This is a genomic window from Streptomyces sp. NPDC006624 (assembly GCF_040611555.1).
Taxonomy (GTDB): Bacteria; Actinomycetota; Actinomycetes; order Streptomycetales; family Streptomycetaceae; genus Streptomyces.
The window spans coordinates 290676-308478 of the sequence record NZ_JBEXOM010000005.1 but is presented as its reverse complement, the minus strand read 5'-3'; the positions used below and the strand labels follow the sequence as shown (position 1 = coordinate 308478).

The window sequence follows — 17803 nt, the reverse complement described above, 5'->3', positions numbered from 1 at the left end:
GGCTCACGCCTCCGCGGCGGGGACGGGTTCCGGCGCTTCTGGGCCGGGGTTCGGCTGCTGCGGGTCCTTGGGGACGCCGCGCAGGACGGAGTTGCCCTCGTGGGTGGCCGCCGTGCCGGTGACGTCGAGGTTCAGCCGGCCGCTCAGGCCGTAGAAGGCGACGGGGTTGCGCCACAGCACGCGGTCGACGGTGTCCTCGTCGAAGCCCTCGGCCAGCATCAGGTCGCCGACCTTGCGGGTCTTGAGAGGGTCGCTCTTCCCCCAGTCGGCGGCCGAGTTGACCAGGACCTGCTCGGGCCCGTAGGCGCGCAGGATCGCGACCATCCGTTCCTCGTCCATCTTGGTGTCGGGATAAACGGAGAAGCCCAGCCAGCAGCCGCTGTCCTTGGCCTCCTTGACGGTGGTCTCGTTGAGGTGGTCGACCAGGACGCGTTCCGCGGGCAGGGCGGACTCCCGGACGGCGTCCAGGGTGCGGCGCAGACCGGCCAGCTTGTCGCGGTGGGGGGTGTGCACGAGGGCGGGCAGGCCGTGGTCGGCGGCGAGCTGGAGCTGCGCGGCGAGCGCGGCGTCCTCGGCGGGCGTCATGGAGTCGTAGCCGATCTCGCCGACGGCGACGACGTTGTCCTTGACGAGATAGCGGGGCAGCTCGTCGAGGACGGGCACGCAGCGCGGGTCGTTCGCCTCCTTGGGGTTCAGGGCGATCGTGCAGTGGTGGGCGATGCCGTACTGGGCGGCGCGGAAGGGCTCCCAGCCGAGGAGGGAGTCGAAGTAGTCACGGAAGGAGGCGGGCGAGGTCCGGGGCTGGCCGAGCCAGAAGGAGGGCTCGACGACGGCGCGCACACCCGCGGCGTACATGGCCTCGTAGTCGTCGGTGGTGCGGGACGTCATGTGGATGTGGGGGTCGAAGATGCGCATCAGGACTCCTTGCCGTGGGGGTGGTCCGTGCCGGTGGCCGGGGTCGCGGACTCGGTCAGGTCCAGAACGCGGTACAGGTCCCCGGGGACGGGGCGGCCGGCGGCGGTGCGCTCGGCGGCGTAGTCGCCCAGCATGCGGGCGAGTTCGCCGTCGCCGCGGGCCCGCCGGTCCAGATCCGCCACATGGTCGACGGGGACGCCGGTGAACAGGCACTTCAGCACGGCGTGACGCCAGGCGTGGGCGTCCAGGTGCCGTGCGGCGTAGGGGCCGACGGCGGCGGTGAGGAGGCGGGTGTCGTTGGTGCGCAGGGCGTCCTCGACGAGCGGGAGGGCGCCGGGGCCGGACACGAGGTGGGGCAGGGCGTGCAGGACGGCGCGGCGCTCGTCGGCGGTGCCCTGGAAGTACACCCGGGTCAGGGCGTCGGTGCCGGCGTGGGCCGCGTCGAGGATGAGGACCCGTGCGGCGTCGGCGTGGGCGCCCCCGCAGCGGCGGCCGGCCTCGGCGAGCCGCAGCTCCCAGGCGGAGATCGGCCCGTGGAGGCCGGGGTGGGCGGCGGCCTCCTCCAGGGCGTGCTCCAGCCAGGTGCGGGCGGCCGGGTCGAGGCCGGTGGTGAGGCGGTGACGGAGGTCGGCGAGCGAGGGGAGCGTGGTGAAGGACGTGTCGGGGCCGGCCGGGCCGGTGTGGGCTGCGGCGCTGGGGGTGTTGCGGCTGCTCTCGGTTCTCGCCGCCGGGGTGGGGCGGGGGTGGGTCATGGGGTGCTGCTCCCTTCAGGGGTGGTGGAGGGAGCGCCGTGGGGTGGCGCGGTCTGCTGCGGGGCCGGAGCGGGGGCCGGCGGCGCGGTGGCCGCGGTCTGCTCGGCGTGGCGGAGGAACGGCAGGGACTGGGCGGCGAAGTGCGGGCCGGCGTGGGAGTGGCGGGGCAGTTCGACGACGGTCAGGCCCTGGTAGCCGGTGGCGGCGAGGGCCTCCAGCACCGGCGGGAAGTCGATTTCCCCGTCCCCGAAGGGCAGGTGCTCGTGGACGCCGCGCCGCATGTCCTCGATCTGGACGTGGCGCAGCCAGGGCGCGGCGTCGCGCACGCAGTCGGCTGGCGGCAGGGGTTCGAGGCATTGGCAGTGGCCGATGTCGAGGGTGAGGCCGAGCGGCTCGGGTTCACCGAGGGTGCGGCGGAGGTGGTGGAAGTCGGCGAGGGTGCCGAGGAGGTGGCCGGGCTCGGGTTCGACGGCGAGCGGGACACCGGCGCGGGCGGCGGCGTCCAGGACCGGGGCGAGGGCCTCGGCCAGGCGCTTCCACGCGGTGTCGGCGTCCGTGCCCGCCGGGAGGACGCCGCTGAAGCAGTGCACCGCGTGGGCGCCGAGGTCGGCGGCGACCTGGACCGCCCGGATCAGCAGGTCGACGCGGCGGGCCCGGTCGGCGGGGTCCGGGTCGAGCAGGGACGGTCCGTGCTTGCGCCGCGGGTCGAGCACATAGCGGGCGCCGGTCTCCACGGTGACGCCCAGGCCGAGCTCGTCCAGCCGGTGCGCGACCCGGCGGGTGCGGGTGGCCAGGCCGGGGGCGAGCGGGTCTAGGTGCATGTGGTCGAGGGTCAGGCCGACACCGTCGTAGCCGAGGTCGGCGAGGAGGGCGAGCGCGTCGTCGAGTCGGAGGTCGGCGAGGCCGTTGGTGCCGTAGCCGAAGCGGAGGGGAGGGAGAGCGTCGGGCCGGCCTGCGGTCGCTCGTGGGGCCGCTTGGGTTCTGCTCGGGGAGGTGCGGGCTTCCGGGCTCATGTGACGCTCACCTTCTTCGCGAACTTCGCTCCGAGCGGGGCGAGGGCGGCGATGAGGAGGGCGGTGGCCGTGCCCCGGGAGCGGGCGGTGAGGGCAGCCTGGAGGGGAATGGTGGCGCGGATGCCGGCGCCGACGGCGCGCTGGGTGAGGGGAGGTGAGGGGTTGAGCGTGGCGTGGAGGTAAGGACGGGCGGTGGTCGCGGCGTAGGCGGCTGCGCAGGCGCCGGCGAGCAGATCGGCGGCCCTCGGCCCCGGGTGCTCACGGGCGGGACGCGTCCCCGTCAGCCGGAGCCTGCCGTCCGTGGCCTGAGGGCGGCCGCGGCCGGTCCCCGCACCCACGGATCGGTGCGCCACCGGACGGGTCAGCAGAGCCACCGTCAACCGCCGCGCCACCGGGCCGGTCAGCGAGGTCGTCGTCGGCCGGCGCGTCACCAGGCGGGTCAGCAGGGCCGTCGTCGCGAGGGCCGCCAGCGGCGCAAGGGGTGAGCCGCCCCGGGCCTCCTGGCGGGAGACCGTCGTGACGGCGGCGGTGTGGGTGCCGAGGAGGACCGCGGAGCGCAGTGCCGGGCGGGTGCGGCCGGTGGTGGCCGCTGCTCCCAGGAGCAGGTCGAGACCGCGGGCCGCGCCCATGGCCACGGGTCCGGCCGGGGTGTGCTTCAGGCCGAGGTCGTACGCCCACACGGTGGCCGCGAGGGGGGCGGCGACGGCCAGGGCGGGGCGGCCGGCGCCGGCGGCCAGGGCCAGCCCGGCTCCGGTGAGGGCACAGGCCGCGGTGAGTGCGGCGGCGGGACGGATCCGGCCGGAGGGCAGGGGGCGGTGCGGGCGTTCGACGGCGTCGACCTCGCGGTCCGCCCAGTCGTTGAGGGCCATGCCGGCCTCGTACAGGCAGAGGGAGGAGCCGATGGCGAGCAGGGTGCGGGAACCGGGTGTCCCACCGGCCGCGGCCGCGCCGGCCAGGGCATCGCCGGGGACACTGAACAGGGCCGGCAGGCGCAGCAGTTCGGCCCAGGCACGTCCTCGGCGGGAGCGGTCGAGGCAGTCGCAGGGCGGTGCGGCGGGGGCGGTGTCCGCCGGGTCGCTGCGGTACCGGGGCGGCGGGGCCTCGGCGGCGGCCGTTCCGGCTCGGTGGTCGCGCGGGGCCGCCTCCGGTCCCCGGCCGCGAGCGCCGTCCTCGGCGGCGGGGCTGCTCCCCGCGCTGTCCAGGCACCGGCAGGAACGCGCGGGCGGCCTCACCGCGCCTCCTCGCTCCGGCCGGCGTCTCCGCTCGGGCCGGCGTCCCCACTTCGGCCGGCCTCCCCGCTCGGGCCGGCGTCCCCGCTCCGGCGCGCCTCCCCGCCCCGGCCGGCGTCCCCGCTCGGGCCGGCGTCTCCCAGCCGCCGTCCGAACCGCACCAGTTCCCCGTACTGCTCGGCGAGTGCCGACGGTCCGTCCCCCACCGGGTCCTTGAAGTAGAACCCGAGCGCGTCGAGGGGGCCGGAGAGACCGGTCTCGTGCGCGCGGGCGGTCAGGCGGGCCAGGTCGAGCACCAGGGGCGCCGCGAGTGCCGAGTCGCAGCCCTGCCAGATGGTCTGGAGGATCATGCGGGTGCCGAGGAAGCCGTCGAAGGCGATGTGGTCCCAGGCGGTCTTCCAGTCGCCGAGGGCGGGGACGTCGTCGATGTGGACCTCCCCCTCGGGGACGGTGCCGAGGGTGTCGGCGAGGACCCGTTCCTTGCCGGCGTTCTTCGCCGCGGCGGCGGCCGGGTCGGCGAGGGCGGCGCCGTCGCCGCCACCGAGCAGGTTGGCGCCGGACCAGGCCCGTACGGTCAGCGCCCGCTGGGCGAACATCGGGCCGAGCACGGCCCGCAGCAGGGTCTGCCCGGTCTTGCCGTCGCGGCCGGCGTGGGGCAGGCCGCTGTGCTCGGCCTCGCGGGCGGCGGCGGGGTGGTGCATGCCCTCGGAGGGGGTGAAGTTGACGTAGGGGCAGCCGGCGCGCAGGGCCGCCAGGGCGTAGAGGGTGCTGGCCGGGAGCGGGGCGCCGGGGCCCTGGGAGGCGGGTTCGGTGGAGGCGACATTGACCACCACGGTCCGCTCCAGCGCATGGCGGTGCGTGAAGTCGCGGATGTCGTGGGCGAAGGCCTCGATCAGCTCGGCCTCGCTCCTGGTGTCCCCGGGGGTGGGGCCGCCGGGCCTGATCTCGCGGTCGGCGGCGCTGAGTTCGGCGGCGACGGCGGTGGCGATGCCCGGGGGGAGGACGCCGCCGGCGGTCAGGGTCTCGGCGCGTTTGGGCAGGGGGCAGTCGAGGGTGTCGTGGCCGCCGAAGACGAGGTCGGACAGGGCGGGCAGGCCGCTGTCGGTGAACGCGGGGGTCTCGGTCACCATGCCGGTGGGCGGGTGCAGTCCCGCGGTCACGGCGGCGCACCCCGTGACGACGGTGGTGGCGACGGAGCCTCGGGCTCCGATCAGCCACACCCCCACACGCGGTCGGGGAAGGGACGCGGACATGGGCAGCCTCCTGGTCGTACGCGAACCCGGGGGGAGGGGGGAGACGGCGGGCGGGGGTCCGGCGTCCCCCGCCCGCCGCCGTTCACCGGCCCTGGACGGGCAGTTCCTTGAGCTGGATGTTGCGGAAGGAGACCTGGTCGTCGGCGCCGTGGTTCTGCAGGCCGATGTAGCCGTCGGTCAGGCTCCGCTCGGGGTCCTTGTTGGTGAAGTCGTTGATCTTCACTCCGTTGAGGAACACCTGGAGGCGTTCGCCCTGGACCTTGATCTCGTAGGAGTTCCACTGGCCGGGCGGCCGCAGAACCTGGTCACGGGCCTTGATGTCGGCCGACTTGAAGGAGTACACGGAGCCCGTGGTGCGGTCGGGGGCGTCCGTGGCGTCGATCTGGATCTCGTAGCCCTTGTTCACCGCGGACCAGGGGTCGTCGGAGGCCGGGAAGCCCACGAAGATCCCGGAGTTGTCGTCGCCCCGCATCTTCCAGTCGAGCTTGAGGGAGTACGACTTCAGCTCCTTGGCCTGGTACCAGAGCAGGCCCATGCCGCCCTCGGTCTCCATCACGCCGTCCTTGACGACGAACTTGCCGGGGCCGGCCTGCTTCCAGCCGTCCAGGGTGTGGCCGTTGAAGATCGTCCGGTAGCCCTTGCCGGGCTTGCAGTCCGCCTTCACCTGGCCGGTGGCGTACTGCAGGCCGCCGAGCAGGTGGGCGCGGAAGGCCTCTTCGGCGTAGGACTCCTTGGTGTGGCCACCGCCGGTGTAGAAGGAGCGGCCGCCGCCGTAGCTCTGGCACCAGGCGATCGGGTGGTCGCCCTTCATGGTGCCGCCCTGGTAGGTGGTCTCGTCCAGGGTGGCGAGGACCTTGGCCTGCTCGCGCGGGTTGGTGCGGTAGTTGTACCACTCGTCGGTGCGCTCCCAGGCCTCGTCCAGGTGCGCGGTCGACGGGTGGTCGTGGTCCTCGACGCGGACGGTGGCCTTCTGGATGGCCGGGTGCGAGTCGAAGTAGGCGCCGACGAGGCCGCCGTAGAACTCCCAGTCGTACTCGGTGTCGGCGGCGGCGTGGATGCCCATGTAGCCGCCGCCGTTCTTCACGTAGTTCTCGAACGCCTGCTGCTGCGCGGCGTTGAGGACGTCACCGGTGGTGGACAGGAAGGCCACCGCGTCGTACTTGGCGAGGTTGGCGGTGGTGAACTGCCCGGCCTCCTCGGTGGCGTCGACGGTGATGCCGGCCGGGCCGCCGAGCTCCTTCAGGGCGGTGATGCCGGCCGGGATGGAGTCGTGGCGGAAGCCCGCGGTCTTGGAGAAGACCAGGACCTTCTTGCCGCCCTTGAACGGCTGGGTGGAGAACTCGAAGTCGTCCACGTCGTACAGCGCGCCCTCGCCGCCCTTGAAGACCAGGTAGATGTCGGTGGTCTTCTTCGGCAGCGACCGCAGCGGCACGTCGACGTTCTGGAAGGTCTCCCAGCCGCCGGTCGGCGGGATGTACGCCGAGCCGTGCAGCGGTCCCTCGGGCGAGCCGGTGCGCAGCTCGATGAAGCCGCCCGCGCCGCCGGAGGAGGCCCGCACGGTCATCTTCTTCTGCCCGTCGAACTTGTAGGGGCTGAAGGAGATCCAGTCGCCGTCGTGGATGTCGCCGACGGTCTTGCCGCCGTTGGCGCCGGTCTTGTCGATGACGGACACGCCGGACTGGGCGGTGAAGTGCTCGCCCTGGCGGTGCAGCGGCTGCAGGACGGTGCGGGCGGTGCCGGTCAGGGCCTCCTGGCCGCCTGCCCCGCCGTCGGTGTAGCTGGCGCCGACGACGCCGTAGATGTTGGCGTTGGGGTCGTGGCCGCCGTCACCGGGGGGCGGTGTCAGGGTGCCCTCGCAGCCCATCTCGCTGGTCAGCTCGTGGGCGTGGGAGTCGTGGCCGAGGCTGTAGGTGACCTTGACCTTGGAGCAGTCGACGGTCTCCTCGGGGTCGGTGACGGTCACCTTGAAGGGGACGGGCTTGCCGAACTCGGCCAGCGTGCCGTTGCCCGGGACGTCGATGCGCACCTTGGGCTCGGTGTTGCCGACGACGATGCGGATGCTGGCGTTGCCGGTGTTTCCCTCGGGGTCCTTGGCGGTGAAGGTGGCGCTGTAGGTGCCGGCCTTGTTGTACCGGTGGGTGGGGTTGAGGCCCTCGCCCTTGGTGCCGTCGCCGAAGTCCCAGCTGTAGGTGAGGTCGGTGGAGTCGGCGTCCTTGGCCGAGGCGGTGAACCGGACCTTCAGGCCTGCCGCTCCGGACGTCTTGTCGGCGCTCACCTCGGCGATGGGCGAGAAGCCGTCCTCGGCGTTCTCGATGCGGTACAGCGCGGAGTGCTCGTCGCCCTGGAACCAGGAGACGCCGTAGTCGAGGACGTAGAGCGCGCCGTCGGGGCCGAACTCCATGTCCATGATCTGGGTGCCGGTCCACGGGAAGTCGTTGATCTTCGCGACGGAGCCGTCCTCGTTCTGCTCGATCCGCTTGATCCAGCGGCGGCCGAACTCACCGGCGAAGAAGTCGCCGTCGTAGGACTCGGGGAACTTCACGCTGGAGTCGAGGTCGGGGTCGTAGCGGTAGACCGGGCCCGCCATCGGGGACTCGGAGCCGCTGCCGAACTCGGGCAGGGAGCCGCCGTCGTACGGGATCCACGCCGCCTGCGCGGGCGGCAGGTCGACCAGGCCCGTGTTGTGCGGGGAGGTGTTCTTCGGGGCGGCGCAGTCGAACTTCCCGCCGGACTCCTTGGTGGCGAAGTCGTAGTCGACGTAGGCGTCGTTGTCGCCGGTGCAGAAGGGCCAGCCGAAGTTGGCGGCCTCGGTGACCTTGGCGAACTCGACCTGTCCGGCCGGGCCCCGGTCGGGGTCGGCGGCGCCGGCGTCGGGACCGTAGTCACCCACGTACACGATGCCGGTCTTGTCGTCGACGCTCATCCGGAACGGGTTGCGGAAGCCCATCGCGTAGATCTCGGGGCGGGTCTTGTCGGTGCCGGGGGCGAAGAGGTTGCCCTCCGGGATCGTGTACGAGCCGTCCTCGGCGACCTTGATGCGCAGGATCTTGCCGCGCAGGTCGTTGGTGTTGGCGGAGCTGCGGCGGGCGTCGAAGGCCGGGTTGCGGTTCGGGCGGTCGTCGATCGGGGTGTAGCCGTCGGAGGCGAAGGGGTTGGTGTCGTCGCCGGTCGACAGGTACAGGTTGCCGTCCGCGTCGAAGTCGATGTCGCCGCCGACGTGGCAGCAGATGCCGCGGGAGGCCGCGACGTCGATGATCTTCTTCTCGCTGGCGGTGTTGAGGGTGCCGTTGGCGTTCAGCGTGAAGCGGGACAGGCGGTTGACGCCGTCGAACTTCTCGAAGTCCTCGGCGGTGCCGGTCTCCGGGGCGTCGCCGGCGGGGGTGTCGAGCGGCGGGGCGTAGTAGAGGTAGATCGCCCGGTTGTTCGCGAAGTCCGGGTCGACGCCGACGCCCTGGAGGCCTTCCTCGTCGTGGGTGTAGACGGGGATCTTGCCGGCGACCTTGGTGACGCCGCCCTGGTCGGTGAGGCGCAGCGTGCCGTCGCGCGAGGTGTGCAGGACGCTGCGGTCGGGGAGCACGGCGAGCGACATCGGCTCGCCCGTCTCGGGTTCGCCCTTGGCGAGCGGCACCTGCTGGAACTGGCCCTCGGCGGCTGCCGGTTCGTCGTGCTCCGGGTGGCCCGGGTGGGCGCCGGCGACGGTGGCCGGGGTGCCCACGGCCAGGAGCAGTCCGGTGAACAGGGCGACGGCGGTGCGGAGCTGAGGGCGTCGGGGGGTGCGGGTGCTTCCGGGTCTGGTTCTGTGCACGAAGTCCCTCCGGGAACGGGGTGGGCCGTACGGGTGGGTGTGAGGTCGTGCGGTGCGGGCGCCGGGGTGCGCCGTCACCCCGGAGGTGTGCATGTCCTGAACACTTCAAGGACGGTAACCGGGTCCGTCCGGGGCGAACACCCCTTGGGCCGGGATCGGTTGAGCTTTCTCCCAGTGCAGGACAAAGCGGTATCCGGGCAGGTCGGAGGGGGGACCGGCAGGGGTGCCGGTCCCCGTCCCCCGACCTGGGCCGGGTGTGCGGTTCAGCTGTTGAACGCGGCGTCGAAGGACGCGCTGGGCGGATCGAAGTCGAACGCCTTCAGCCGGGTCAGCGCCTCGGGCGCGCCCTGCAGCCGGTCCATGCCGGCGTCCTCCCACTCGACCGACACCGGTCCCTGGTAGTCGATGGAGCGCAGCATCCGGAAGACGTCCTCCCAGGGGACGTCCCCGTGCCCGGCGGAGACGAAGTCCCAGCCGCGTCGCGGGTCGCCCCAGGGCAGGTGGGAGCCGAGCCGGCCGTTGCGTCCGTCGAGGCGCTTGCGGGCCTCCTTGCAGTCGACGTGGTAGATGCGGTCGCGGAAGTCCCAGAGGAAGCCCACCGGGTCCAGGTCCTGCCAGACGAAGTGGCTGGGGTCGAAGTTGAGGCCGAAGGCGGGGCGCCGGCCGACGGCTTCGAGGGCCTTCTGCGTCGTCCAGTAGTCGTAGGCGATCTCGCTGGGGTGGACCTCGTGCGCGAAGCGCACGCCCTCGGCGTCGAAGACGTCCAGGATCGGGTTCCAGCGGTCGGCGAAGTCCTGGTAGCCGCGTTCGATCATGGCGTCGGGGGCGGGCGGGAACATGGCGACCAGGTGCCAGATGGCGGAGCCGGTGAAGCCGATGACGGTGTCGACGCCGAAGGCCGCCGCGGCGCGGGCGGTGTCCTTCATGCGCTGCGCGGCCCGCTGCCTGACCCCTTCCGGGTCTCCGTCGCCCCACACCGCGTCGGGCAGGATCGCCTGGTGGCGTTCGTCGATGATGGCGTCGCAGACGGCCTGGCCGACCAGGTGGTTGGAGATCGCCCAGCACTTCAGGCCGTACTTGTCGAGGAGCTGGTGCCTGGACTCCACGTAGGAGGGGTCGTCCAGCGCCTTGTCGACTTCGAAGTGGTCGCCCCAGCAGGCGAGTTCGAGTCCGTCGTAGCCGAAGTCGCGGGCGAGTCGGCAGACCTCCTCCAGGGGCAGGTCCGCCCACTGGCCGGTGAACAGGGTGAAGGTGCGCGGCATCCTCAAGGCCTCCTCAGACCGCGATCGGGGTGTAGACGGAGTTCTTCTCGGCGCTCTCCTCGACGGCGGCGAGCACGCGCTGCACCTGCAGCCCGTCGGCGAAGGACGGCTCGGGGCGGCGGCCCTCGGCGATGGCGTGGACGAGGTCGCGGGCCTGGTGGACGAAGGTGTGCTCGTAGCCGAGGCCGTGGCCCGGCGGCCACCAGGCCTCCAGGTAGGGGTGGTCGGGTTCGGTGACGAGGATGCGGCGGAAGCCGGCTTCCGCGCCCGGGTCGGTGCCGTCGTGGAAGGACAGCTCGTTGAGCCGCTCCAGGTCGAAGGCGAGCGAGCCGCGCTCGCCGTTGAGTTCGATGCGCAGGGCGTTCTTGCGGCCGGTGGCGTAGCGGGTCGCCTCGAAGGAGGCGATCGCGCCGGAGGGGAAGCGGGCCGTGAACAGGGCCGCGTCGTCCACGGTGACCTCGCCGGTGCCGGCGGCCGAGACGGCGGACAGCCCGCTGGTGGCGCCGGTGGGCAGGGGCCGTTCGCGTACGAAGGTCTCGGTGAGCGCGGAGACGCCCGACAGCCGCTCCCCCGTCAGGTACTGCGCCAGGTCGATGATGTGCGCGCCGAGGTCGCCCAGCGAGCCGGATCCGGCCTGTTCCCTGCGCAGCCGCCAGGTCAGCGGGAAGGCGGGGTCGACCAGCCAGTCCTGGAGGTAGGTCACGCGCACGTGCCGCAGCCTGCCCAGACGCCCCTCGGCGACCATGCGGCGGGCCAGGGTGGTGGCCGGCACCCGGCGGTAGTTGAAGCCGACCATCGCGATCTGGCCGCGGCGGTGGGCCTCCTCGGCCGCCTGGGCCATGGCGGTGGCCTCCTCGACGGTGTTGGCCAGCGGCTTCTCGCACAGCACGTGCTTGCCGGCGGCCAAGGCGGCCAGCGCGATCTCGGCGTGGCTGTCGCCGGGGGTGCAGATGTCGACGAGGTCGACGTCGTCCCGCTCCACGAGGGCCCGCCAGTCGGTCTCGACGGACTCCCAGCCGTGCCGGTCGGCCGCCACCCGCACCGCCGACCGGTCCCGGCCGCAGATCACCGCCTGCACGGGGTTCAGCGGCAGGTCGAAGACACGGCCGGCGGTGCGCCATCCCTGGGAGTGGGCGGCGCCCATGAAGGCGTAGCCCACCATCCCCACGCGCAGGGGCGGCTTACCTGCCTCGGTCCCTTCCGGCTGCGCTTGCTGTCCCATACGGGTGTCCTCCTCGTCCTGGTCGGGGTGGCGCACGTGGGGGGTGCGGGCGGTATCACTTAAAGCCGGTGGGCATGTACTGGTCGACGTTGGTCTTGTCGACGACGGCCGAGTAGAGCGTGATCGAGGCGGGGATCTCGAACTCGGCCATGCCGCCGACGCCCTTGCCCTGGCCGAGGGCGCGGGCCAGGTCGATCGCGGAGGCGGCCATGGTGGGCGGGTACAGCACGGTCGCCTTGAGCACGCCGTCGTCCCGCTTGATGGCCTGGAAGGCGGACAGGGCCCCGGCGCCGCCGACCATCAGGAAGTCGTCGCGTCCGGCCTGCTCGATGGCGCGCAGCGCGCCGACGCCCTGGTCGTCGTCGTGGTTCCACAGCGCGTCGACCTTCGACTGCGCCTGGAGCAGCTGGGCCATCTTGGCCTGCCCGGACTCGACGGTGAACTCGGCGGCCTGGCGGGCGACCTTCTTGATGTTGGGGTAGTTCTTCAGGGCGTCGTCGAAGCCCTTGGTGCGCTGCTTGGTCAGCTCCAGGTTGTCCAGGCCGGCCAGTTCGATGACGCGGGCGTCGGACTTGCCCTTGAGCTTCTCGCCGATGTAGTGCCCGGCGTTGAGGCCCATGCCGTAGTTGTCGCCGCCGATCCAGCAGCGGTAGGCCTGCGGGGTGTTGAAGATGCGGTCGAGGTTGACGACGGGGATGCCCGCGCGCATCGCCTTCAGGCCGACCTGGGTGAGGGCCTTGCCGTCGGCGGGGAGCACGACCAGGACGTCGACCTTCTTGTTGATGAGGGTCTCGATCTGGCCGATCTGCTGGGCGGTGTCGTTGGAGCCCTCGGTGATCTCCAGGGTGACGTCGGAGTACTTCTCGGCGCGGCTCTTGGCGTTGTCGTTGATGGCGTTGAGCCAGCCGTGGTCGGCCTGCGGTCCGGCGAAGCCGATGGTGACCCGCTTGCCGGGCTTGTCGTCGGCGGCCGGCTGGTTGTTGCCGGCCGGCTCGTCCTCGGACTCGGACGGCTCGTTGCTGGTGCACCCCGTGAGGAGGGCACCGGCGGAGACGGCGGCGGCCCCGAAGAGCAGCCCTCTGCGGCTCGTGATCTCTGGCATGGCGGTGAACCCTTTCCTCAGGTCGTGCTCGCGGTACGGCGCTGGACCAGCACGGCGGCGACGATGATCGCGCCCTTGGCGATCTGCTGGACGTCGCTCTGCAGGTTGTTCAGGGCGAAGATGTTGGTGATGGTGGTGAAGATCAGGACGCCGAGGACGGAGCCGGTGATGGTGCCCCGGCCGCCGGTCAGCAGGGTGCCGCCGATGATGGCGGCGGCGATGGCGTCGAGTTCGTAGAGGTTGCCGTTGGTGTTCTGGCCGGAGCCGGACAGGACGATCAGCAGGAAGGCGGCGATGCCGCAGCACAGCCCGGACAGCAGGTAGAGGTAGAGCCGCTGGCGGCGGACGTCGATGCCGGCGAGCCGGGCGGCCTCCGGGTTGCCGCCGACGGCGACCGTGCGGCGGCCGAAGGTGGTGCGGTTGAGCACCAGCCAGCCGATGACCGTCACGACCGCGAAGACCAGCACCAGGGGCGGGATGCCGAGGACGTACGCGTCGCGCTCCCCCAGGTCGAGGACGGACGGCACGGTGACGATCTGCGTCTTGCCGTCGGTGATCTGCAGGGCGAGACCGCGGGCGGAGGCCAGCATGGCGAGGGTGGCGATGAACGGCACCATCGCGCCGTAGGCGATGAGCACCCCGTTGACCAGGCCGCAGCCGACGCCGACGACGACGGCCGTGAAGAGGATCCCGGCGAAGCCGTACTCCTGGGTGGCGACGGTGGTGGCCCACACGGAGGCCAGGGCGACGATCGCGCCGACCGACAGGTCGATGCCGCCGGAGACGATGACGAAGGTCATGCCGACGGTGACGACGCCGATCACGGACGCCTGGGTGAGGACGAGTTGCAGGTTGCGGGTGTCGAGGAACTCGTCGGGCTTGGTGATGCCGCCGATGAGGACCAGCACGGCGAGCACGCCGAGCAGGGACAGGGTGCGGACGTCGGCGCGGACCATGAGGCCGCGCCAGGCGGGGGGCTGGGCCTGGGGCACCTTGCCGGTGCCGGTGTCCCGCGGCGGGGAGACGGGCTGCGTCATGACGCCGGGCTTCCTTCCATGACCAGGTCGAGTACGCGGTGTTCGTCGAGCTCGCGCGCGGGTGCCGTGTGGACGACCCGGCCCTCGCGCAGCACCAGGACGCGGTCGGCGAGGCCGAGCACCTCGGGCACCTCGCTGGAGACCAGGAGCACCGCGAGGCCCTCGTCGGCCAGCCGGCGGATGACCGCGTAGAGCTCGGCGCGGGCGCCGACGTCGACGCCCCGGGTCGGTTCGTCGAGCAGCAGCACCTTGCAGCCGCGCAGCAGCCAGCGGGCGAGCACGGCCTTCTGCTGGTTGCCGCCGGACAGGGTGCGCACGGGCACCGACGGGTTGTCGGGCCGGAGCGACAGCTCGCGGGTGGCGGCCCGGGCGGCGCCGAGTTCGGCGCCCCGGTCGATCCAGCCGCCGCGCGCGAAGCGGGACATGGAGGAGACCGACACGTTGCGGGTGACGGACTCCAGCATCAGCAGGGCCTGCGCCTTGCGCTCCTCGGGGGCGAGCCCGAGCCCGGCGCGCACGGCGGCCCGGACACTGCCGGGCCTCAACGCCCGTCCGTCGACCAGTACCTGACCGGTCGTCGGTTTGCGGGCCCCGTAGACGGTCTCCAGGATCTCGGAGCGGCCCGAGCCGACGAGCCCGGCGAGGCCGACGATCTCCCCCGGCCGCACCTCCAGGTCGAGCGTCTCGAACTCGCCCTGCCGGGAGAGCCCCTGGACCTTCAGGACGGGTTCGCCGGGCGGCGGGGAGACGGGCCGGTCCGGGAAGACGTACTCCACGTTGCGGCCGGTCATCAGGGCGACGACCTCTCGGGTCGGGGTCGACCTGGCGGGCAGCCCGTTCGCCACGGCCCGGCCGTCCTTCAGCACGGTCACCCGGTCGCCGATGCGGCGGATCTCCTCCAGGCGGTGCGAGATGTAGACGACGGCGACCCCCGCGGCGGTCAGGTCGCCGACGATGCGGAAGAGGTTGTCGACCTCGTCCGGGTCGAGGGCGGCGGAGGGCTCGTCCATCACGATGAGCCGTACGTCGTGGGAGAGGGCCCGGGCCATGGAGACGATCTGCTGCTGGGCGGCGGAGAGTTCCCCGACCAGGCGGCCCGGGTCGATCTCGCCGTGGCCGAGCCGCTTGAGCAGCGCGGCCGTCGACGCCTTGGCCGCCTTGCCCCGGACGACGAAACCGGCGGCGGTCGGCTCGTGGCCGAGGTGGACGTTCTCCGCGACGGACAGGTGCTCCACCAGGTCGAGTTCCTGGTAGATGGTCGCGATGCCGAGGCGCATGGCGGCGATCGGCGAGCGGAGGGTGACCTGCTCGCCGCGCCATCGGATGGTGCCGGTGTCGGGCTGGTGGGCACCGGCCAGGACCTTGATGAGGGTCGACTTCCCGGCGCCGTTCTGGCCGAGGAGACAGTGCACCTCACCGGCCTGGACGTCGAGGTCGACGCCGTCGAGGGCCCGGACTCCGGGGAACGACTTGGTGATGCCGGACATGCTGAGCAGCGGTGGTTCTGGTGCCATGCGGATTCCCCTTGGCGGACGGGCCGGTGTCAGGGCGCTTGTCGAGCAGGCGTGTTCGGGGCAGGGCAGAGCAGGGCAGGGCGTTGAGCTGGTGAGCCGTGCTGTCGAGCAGGACCGCGCGTGGGACTACGCGGGTGAGAACAGGTGGTCGCTGATGAGCCGGGCCGCGCCGGTGACACCGGCGGCGGGTCCCAACTCGCCCAGGACGATGGGCAGATTGCCGGTCGCCAGGGGCAGCGACTGGCGGTAGACCTGGGTGCGGATCGCGGCGAGCAGGGTGTGGCCGAGGCCGGTCACCCCGCCGCCGATCACCACCAGGCCCGGGTTGAAGAAGCTGACCAGGCCGGCGATGACCTGGCCGGTGCGGTTGCCGCCCTCGCGGATCAGCTCCAGGGCGGTGGCGTCACCGGCGGCGGCCGCGGCGGCGACGTCGACGGCGGTCAGACCGCCGTTCGTCTCCAGCCGCGAGGCCAGCTCGGCCGAAAGCCCCTGCTGGGCGGCCTCCATGGCGTCGCGGGCCAGGGCCGCCCCGCTGAAGTGGGCCTCCAGGCAGCCCCGGTTTCCGCAGGCGCACGGGCGGCCGTCGGGGACGGCCTGGATGTGCCCGATGTCGCCGGCGCTGCCCGTCGTACCGCGGTAGACCTCACCGCCGACGACGATGCCGCAGCCGATGCCGGTGCCGATCTTGACGCAGAGGAAGTCGCCGACGGTGCGGGCGACGCCCGCGTGCTGCTCCCCCATCGCCATCAGGTTCACGTCGTTGTCGACCATGACCGGGCAGCCGAGCTCCTGGCTGAGCGCCTCCCGCACGGGGAAGCCGTCCCAGCCGGGCATGATCGGCGGTGCCACCGGGATGCCCTCGGGGAAGCGGACCGGGCCCGGGACACCGATGCCGGCGCCGTCGAACCCCTCCGCGAGCCCGGAGGCCCTCAGCTTCGCGGCCATGGCCAGGACCTGCTCGAAGACCGCGACCGGGCCTTCGCGCACGTCCATGGGGTGGTTGATGTGCCCGAGGGTCTCCAGCTCGGCGTTGGTGACGGCGACGTCGACCGAGGTCGCGCCGATGTCGACGCCGAGGAAGCGCAGTTCGGGGTTGAGCCGGATGTTGTGGGAGCGGCGCCCGCCGCGCGAGGCGGCGAGTCCGTCGGCCACGACCAGCCCCGTCTCCAGCAGCCGGTCCACCTCCACGGCCAGTTTGGAACGCGAGAGGTCGACCTGGTCGCCCAGCTGGGCGCGGGAGTTGGGGCCACCGTCGCGCAGCAGCTTGAGCAGTCGGGCCTGATGGGCGTTCCCGGGTCGTGCGGTCATCCGTCTCACGAGCCCCTCCCCGCCTTGATCGGCCTGTGCGCGCCGGTTTCACGCCACCGCGGTGGCTTGCTTTCGGAGGGAACGTAGCAGCGGCTGCCGGGAGTGGGAAGAAGTCGCGCAGGAATTGCCCTCCACTTTTTCCACTGAGAGGACAAAGACCGGGTTGCGGGCCTCACCCGGGAGGTCGTCGACCGTGAACGGGCCTTGGGCCGGGCGGGCGTGAGTTCATGTCACCCCCGGCAGGTGCCGGAGGGCCGGGCATCCCGGCGGAGGAGGCCGGCCACGCCCGGTCCGGGCCGTGCGGTCGGGGCCGTGCGGTCGGGCTCCGTCCGCGGAGCGAGTCACGGCGCGGACCGCCCGGACCGCGCGGGCCGCGCCTGGGCGCCGGTCCGGACGGAAGTCCTCGACGGACCGGTCCCCGTCCGGACGGAAGCCCTCGACGGACCGGTCCCCGTCCGGACGAATCCCTCGACGGACCGCCGTCCGGACGGAAGGTCCCGATGGGCGGCGCCGATGAGGACGGCGGCGCGCTGGTCGCCCGTGAGGAGGAGTCCGCCGCCGACGCGGCGCTACGGCCGGACGGCGCGAACCCGGACGACCCGGAGCCGGACGGCGCGGACTCGGAGCGAACCCGGAGGCGCGAACCCGGAGGCGCGAACCCGGAAGCGCGAACCCGGGCGGCGCCGACGGCCGGACGAGAGGCTACGAGCGCGTCCGCGCGTGGTACGAACGCCGGGTGTGCTCGGTGTGTTCACGCATCAGCCGGGTGGCCCGCTGCTCGTCCCGGTCGGTGACCGCGGCGATCAGTTCGCGGTGCTCGATCCAGGACTGGTGGCCGCGCTGGCGGGCCACCGGCGTGTAGTACCAGCGCACACGGCGGTCGACCTGGGCGGCGAGTTCGGCGAGGACCGCGTTGCCGGCCAGCTCCATGATCTTGGCGTGGAAGCGGGCGTTCATGGCGACGGCACCGTCGACGTCGTCGGCCTCCACGGCCTTCTCGCCCTCCGCGCACAGCGCTTCGAGGGCGGAGATGCCGGCGCTGTCGGCGTTGGCGGCCGCGAGCCGGGCCGCCTCGGCCTCCAGGAGCGTGCGGACCGTGAGGAGCTGGTCGGCCTCCTCCTCCGTCGGCTCGTGCACGAACGCGCCCTGGGCGGGCCGCAGATCGACCCACCCCTCGGTGTTGAGCCGCTGCAGCGCCTCGCGCACGGGCTGCCGTGAGACGCCGAGATGCCCGGCGAGTTCGCTCTCCACGAGGTGCTGGCCGGGCTGGAGGGCCCTGGTCGTGATGAGTTCGAGCAGTGCCTCGTAGACACGGTCGCGCAGCGGACCCGGGCGTTCCAGCTTGGGTACCGCCCCTTGGGGCAGGCCTGTCGACAGCATCGCGGTCCCCC

The 17803-nt window shown here is 72.7% G+C and carries 13 protein-coding genes; all 13 read right to left on the bottom strand.

The window, feature by feature from the left end; translation table 11 throughout:
• Nucleotides 1-3: 3 nt before the first annotated feature.
• Nucleotides 4-915, bottom strand: a complete 912-nt coding sequence (locus ABZY20_RS12125) for a TatD family hydrolase (protein ID WP_356440335.1) — start codon at nt 913-915, stop codon at nt 4-6.
• Nucleotides 915-1667: an EboA domain-containing protein gene (locus tag ABZY20_RS12120; protein WP_356440332.1), complete on the bottom strand. Its 753-nt coding sequence runs from the start codon at nt 1665-1667 to the stop codon at nt 915-917. The genes ABZY20_RS12125 and ABZY20_RS12120 overlap by 1 nt, the downstream gene beginning before the upstream one ends.
• Complete coding sequence (locus ABZY20_RS12115) at nt 1664-2680, bottom strand: sugar phosphate isomerase/epimerase family protein (protein WP_356440330.1); 1017 nt, start codon at nt 2678-2680, stop codon at nt 1664-1666. Before ABZY20_RS12115 ends, ABZY20_RS12120 begins: the two co-directional genes overlap by 4 nt.
• Nucleotides 2677-3678 carry an SCO3242 family prenyltransferase gene (locus tag ABZY20_RS12110; RefSeq protein ID WP_356440740.1) on the bottom strand — a complete coding sequence of 334 codons (1002 nt, stop codon included), beginning with the start codon at nt 3676-3678 and terminating at the stop codon, nt 2677-2679. Before ABZY20_RS12110 ends, ABZY20_RS12115 begins: the two co-directional genes overlap by 4 nt.
• A gap of 230 nt (nt 3679-3908) precedes the next feature.
• Nucleotides 3909-5162, bottom strand: a complete 1254-nt coding sequence (locus tag ABZY20_RS12105) for an inositol-3-phosphate synthase (RefSeq protein WP_356440327.1) — start codon at nt 5160-5162, stop codon at nt 3909-3911.
• Nucleotides 5163-5244: 82 nt separating this feature from the next.
• Entirely contained in the window at nt 5245-8967 is a 3723-nt protein-coding gene (locus tag ABZY20_RS12100; RefSeq protein ID WP_356440324.1) for a ThuA domain-containing protein, read from the bottom strand.
• 263 nt (nt 8968-9230) lie between these two features.
• Complete coding sequence (locus ABZY20_RS12095; protein ID WP_356440322.1) at nt 9231-10229, bottom strand: sugar phosphate isomerase/epimerase family protein; 999 nt, start codon at nt 10227-10229, stop codon at nt 9231-9233.
• Between the two features lie 13 nt (nt 10230-10242).
• Nucleotides 10243-11451, bottom strand: a complete 1209-nt coding sequence (locus ABZY20_RS12090; RefSeq protein WP_356440320.1) for a Gfo/Idh/MocA family oxidoreductase — start codon at nt 11449-11451, stop codon at nt 10243-10245.
• 55 nt (nt 11452-11506) lie between these two features.
• Nucleotides 11507-12553 (bottom strand): substrate-binding domain-containing protein, encoded by a 1047-nt coding sequence (locus ABZY20_RS12085; protein WP_356440317.1) that lies wholly within the window; start codon nt 12551-12553, stop codon nt 11507-11509.
• Nucleotides 12554-12570: 17 nt separating this feature from the next.
• On the bottom strand, nt 12571-13590 hold the full coding sequence (locus tag ABZY20_RS12080) for an ABC transporter permease (RefSeq protein WP_356440315.1): 1020 nt from the start codon (nt 13588-13590) through the stop codon (nt 12571-12573).
• Complete coding sequence (locus ABZY20_RS12075; protein WP_356440313.1) at nt 13587-15104, bottom strand: sugar ABC transporter ATP-binding protein; 1518 nt, start codon at nt 15102-15104, stop codon at nt 13587-13589. The genes ABZY20_RS12080 and ABZY20_RS12075 overlap by 4 nt, the downstream gene beginning before the upstream one ends.
• A gap of 126 nt (nt 15105-15230) precedes the next feature.
• Complete coding sequence (locus ABZY20_RS12070; RefSeq protein WP_356440310.1) at nt 15231-16412, bottom strand: ROK family transcriptional regulator; 1182 nt, start codon at nt 16410-16412, stop codon at nt 15231-15233.
• Nucleotides 16413-17114: 702 nt separating this feature from the next.
• Nucleotides 17115-17792, bottom strand: a complete 678-nt coding sequence (locus ABZY20_RS12065) for a GntR family transcriptional regulator (protein ID WP_356440308.1) — start codon at nt 17790-17792, stop codon at nt 17115-17117.
• Nucleotides 17793-17803: the final 11 nt, after the last annotated feature.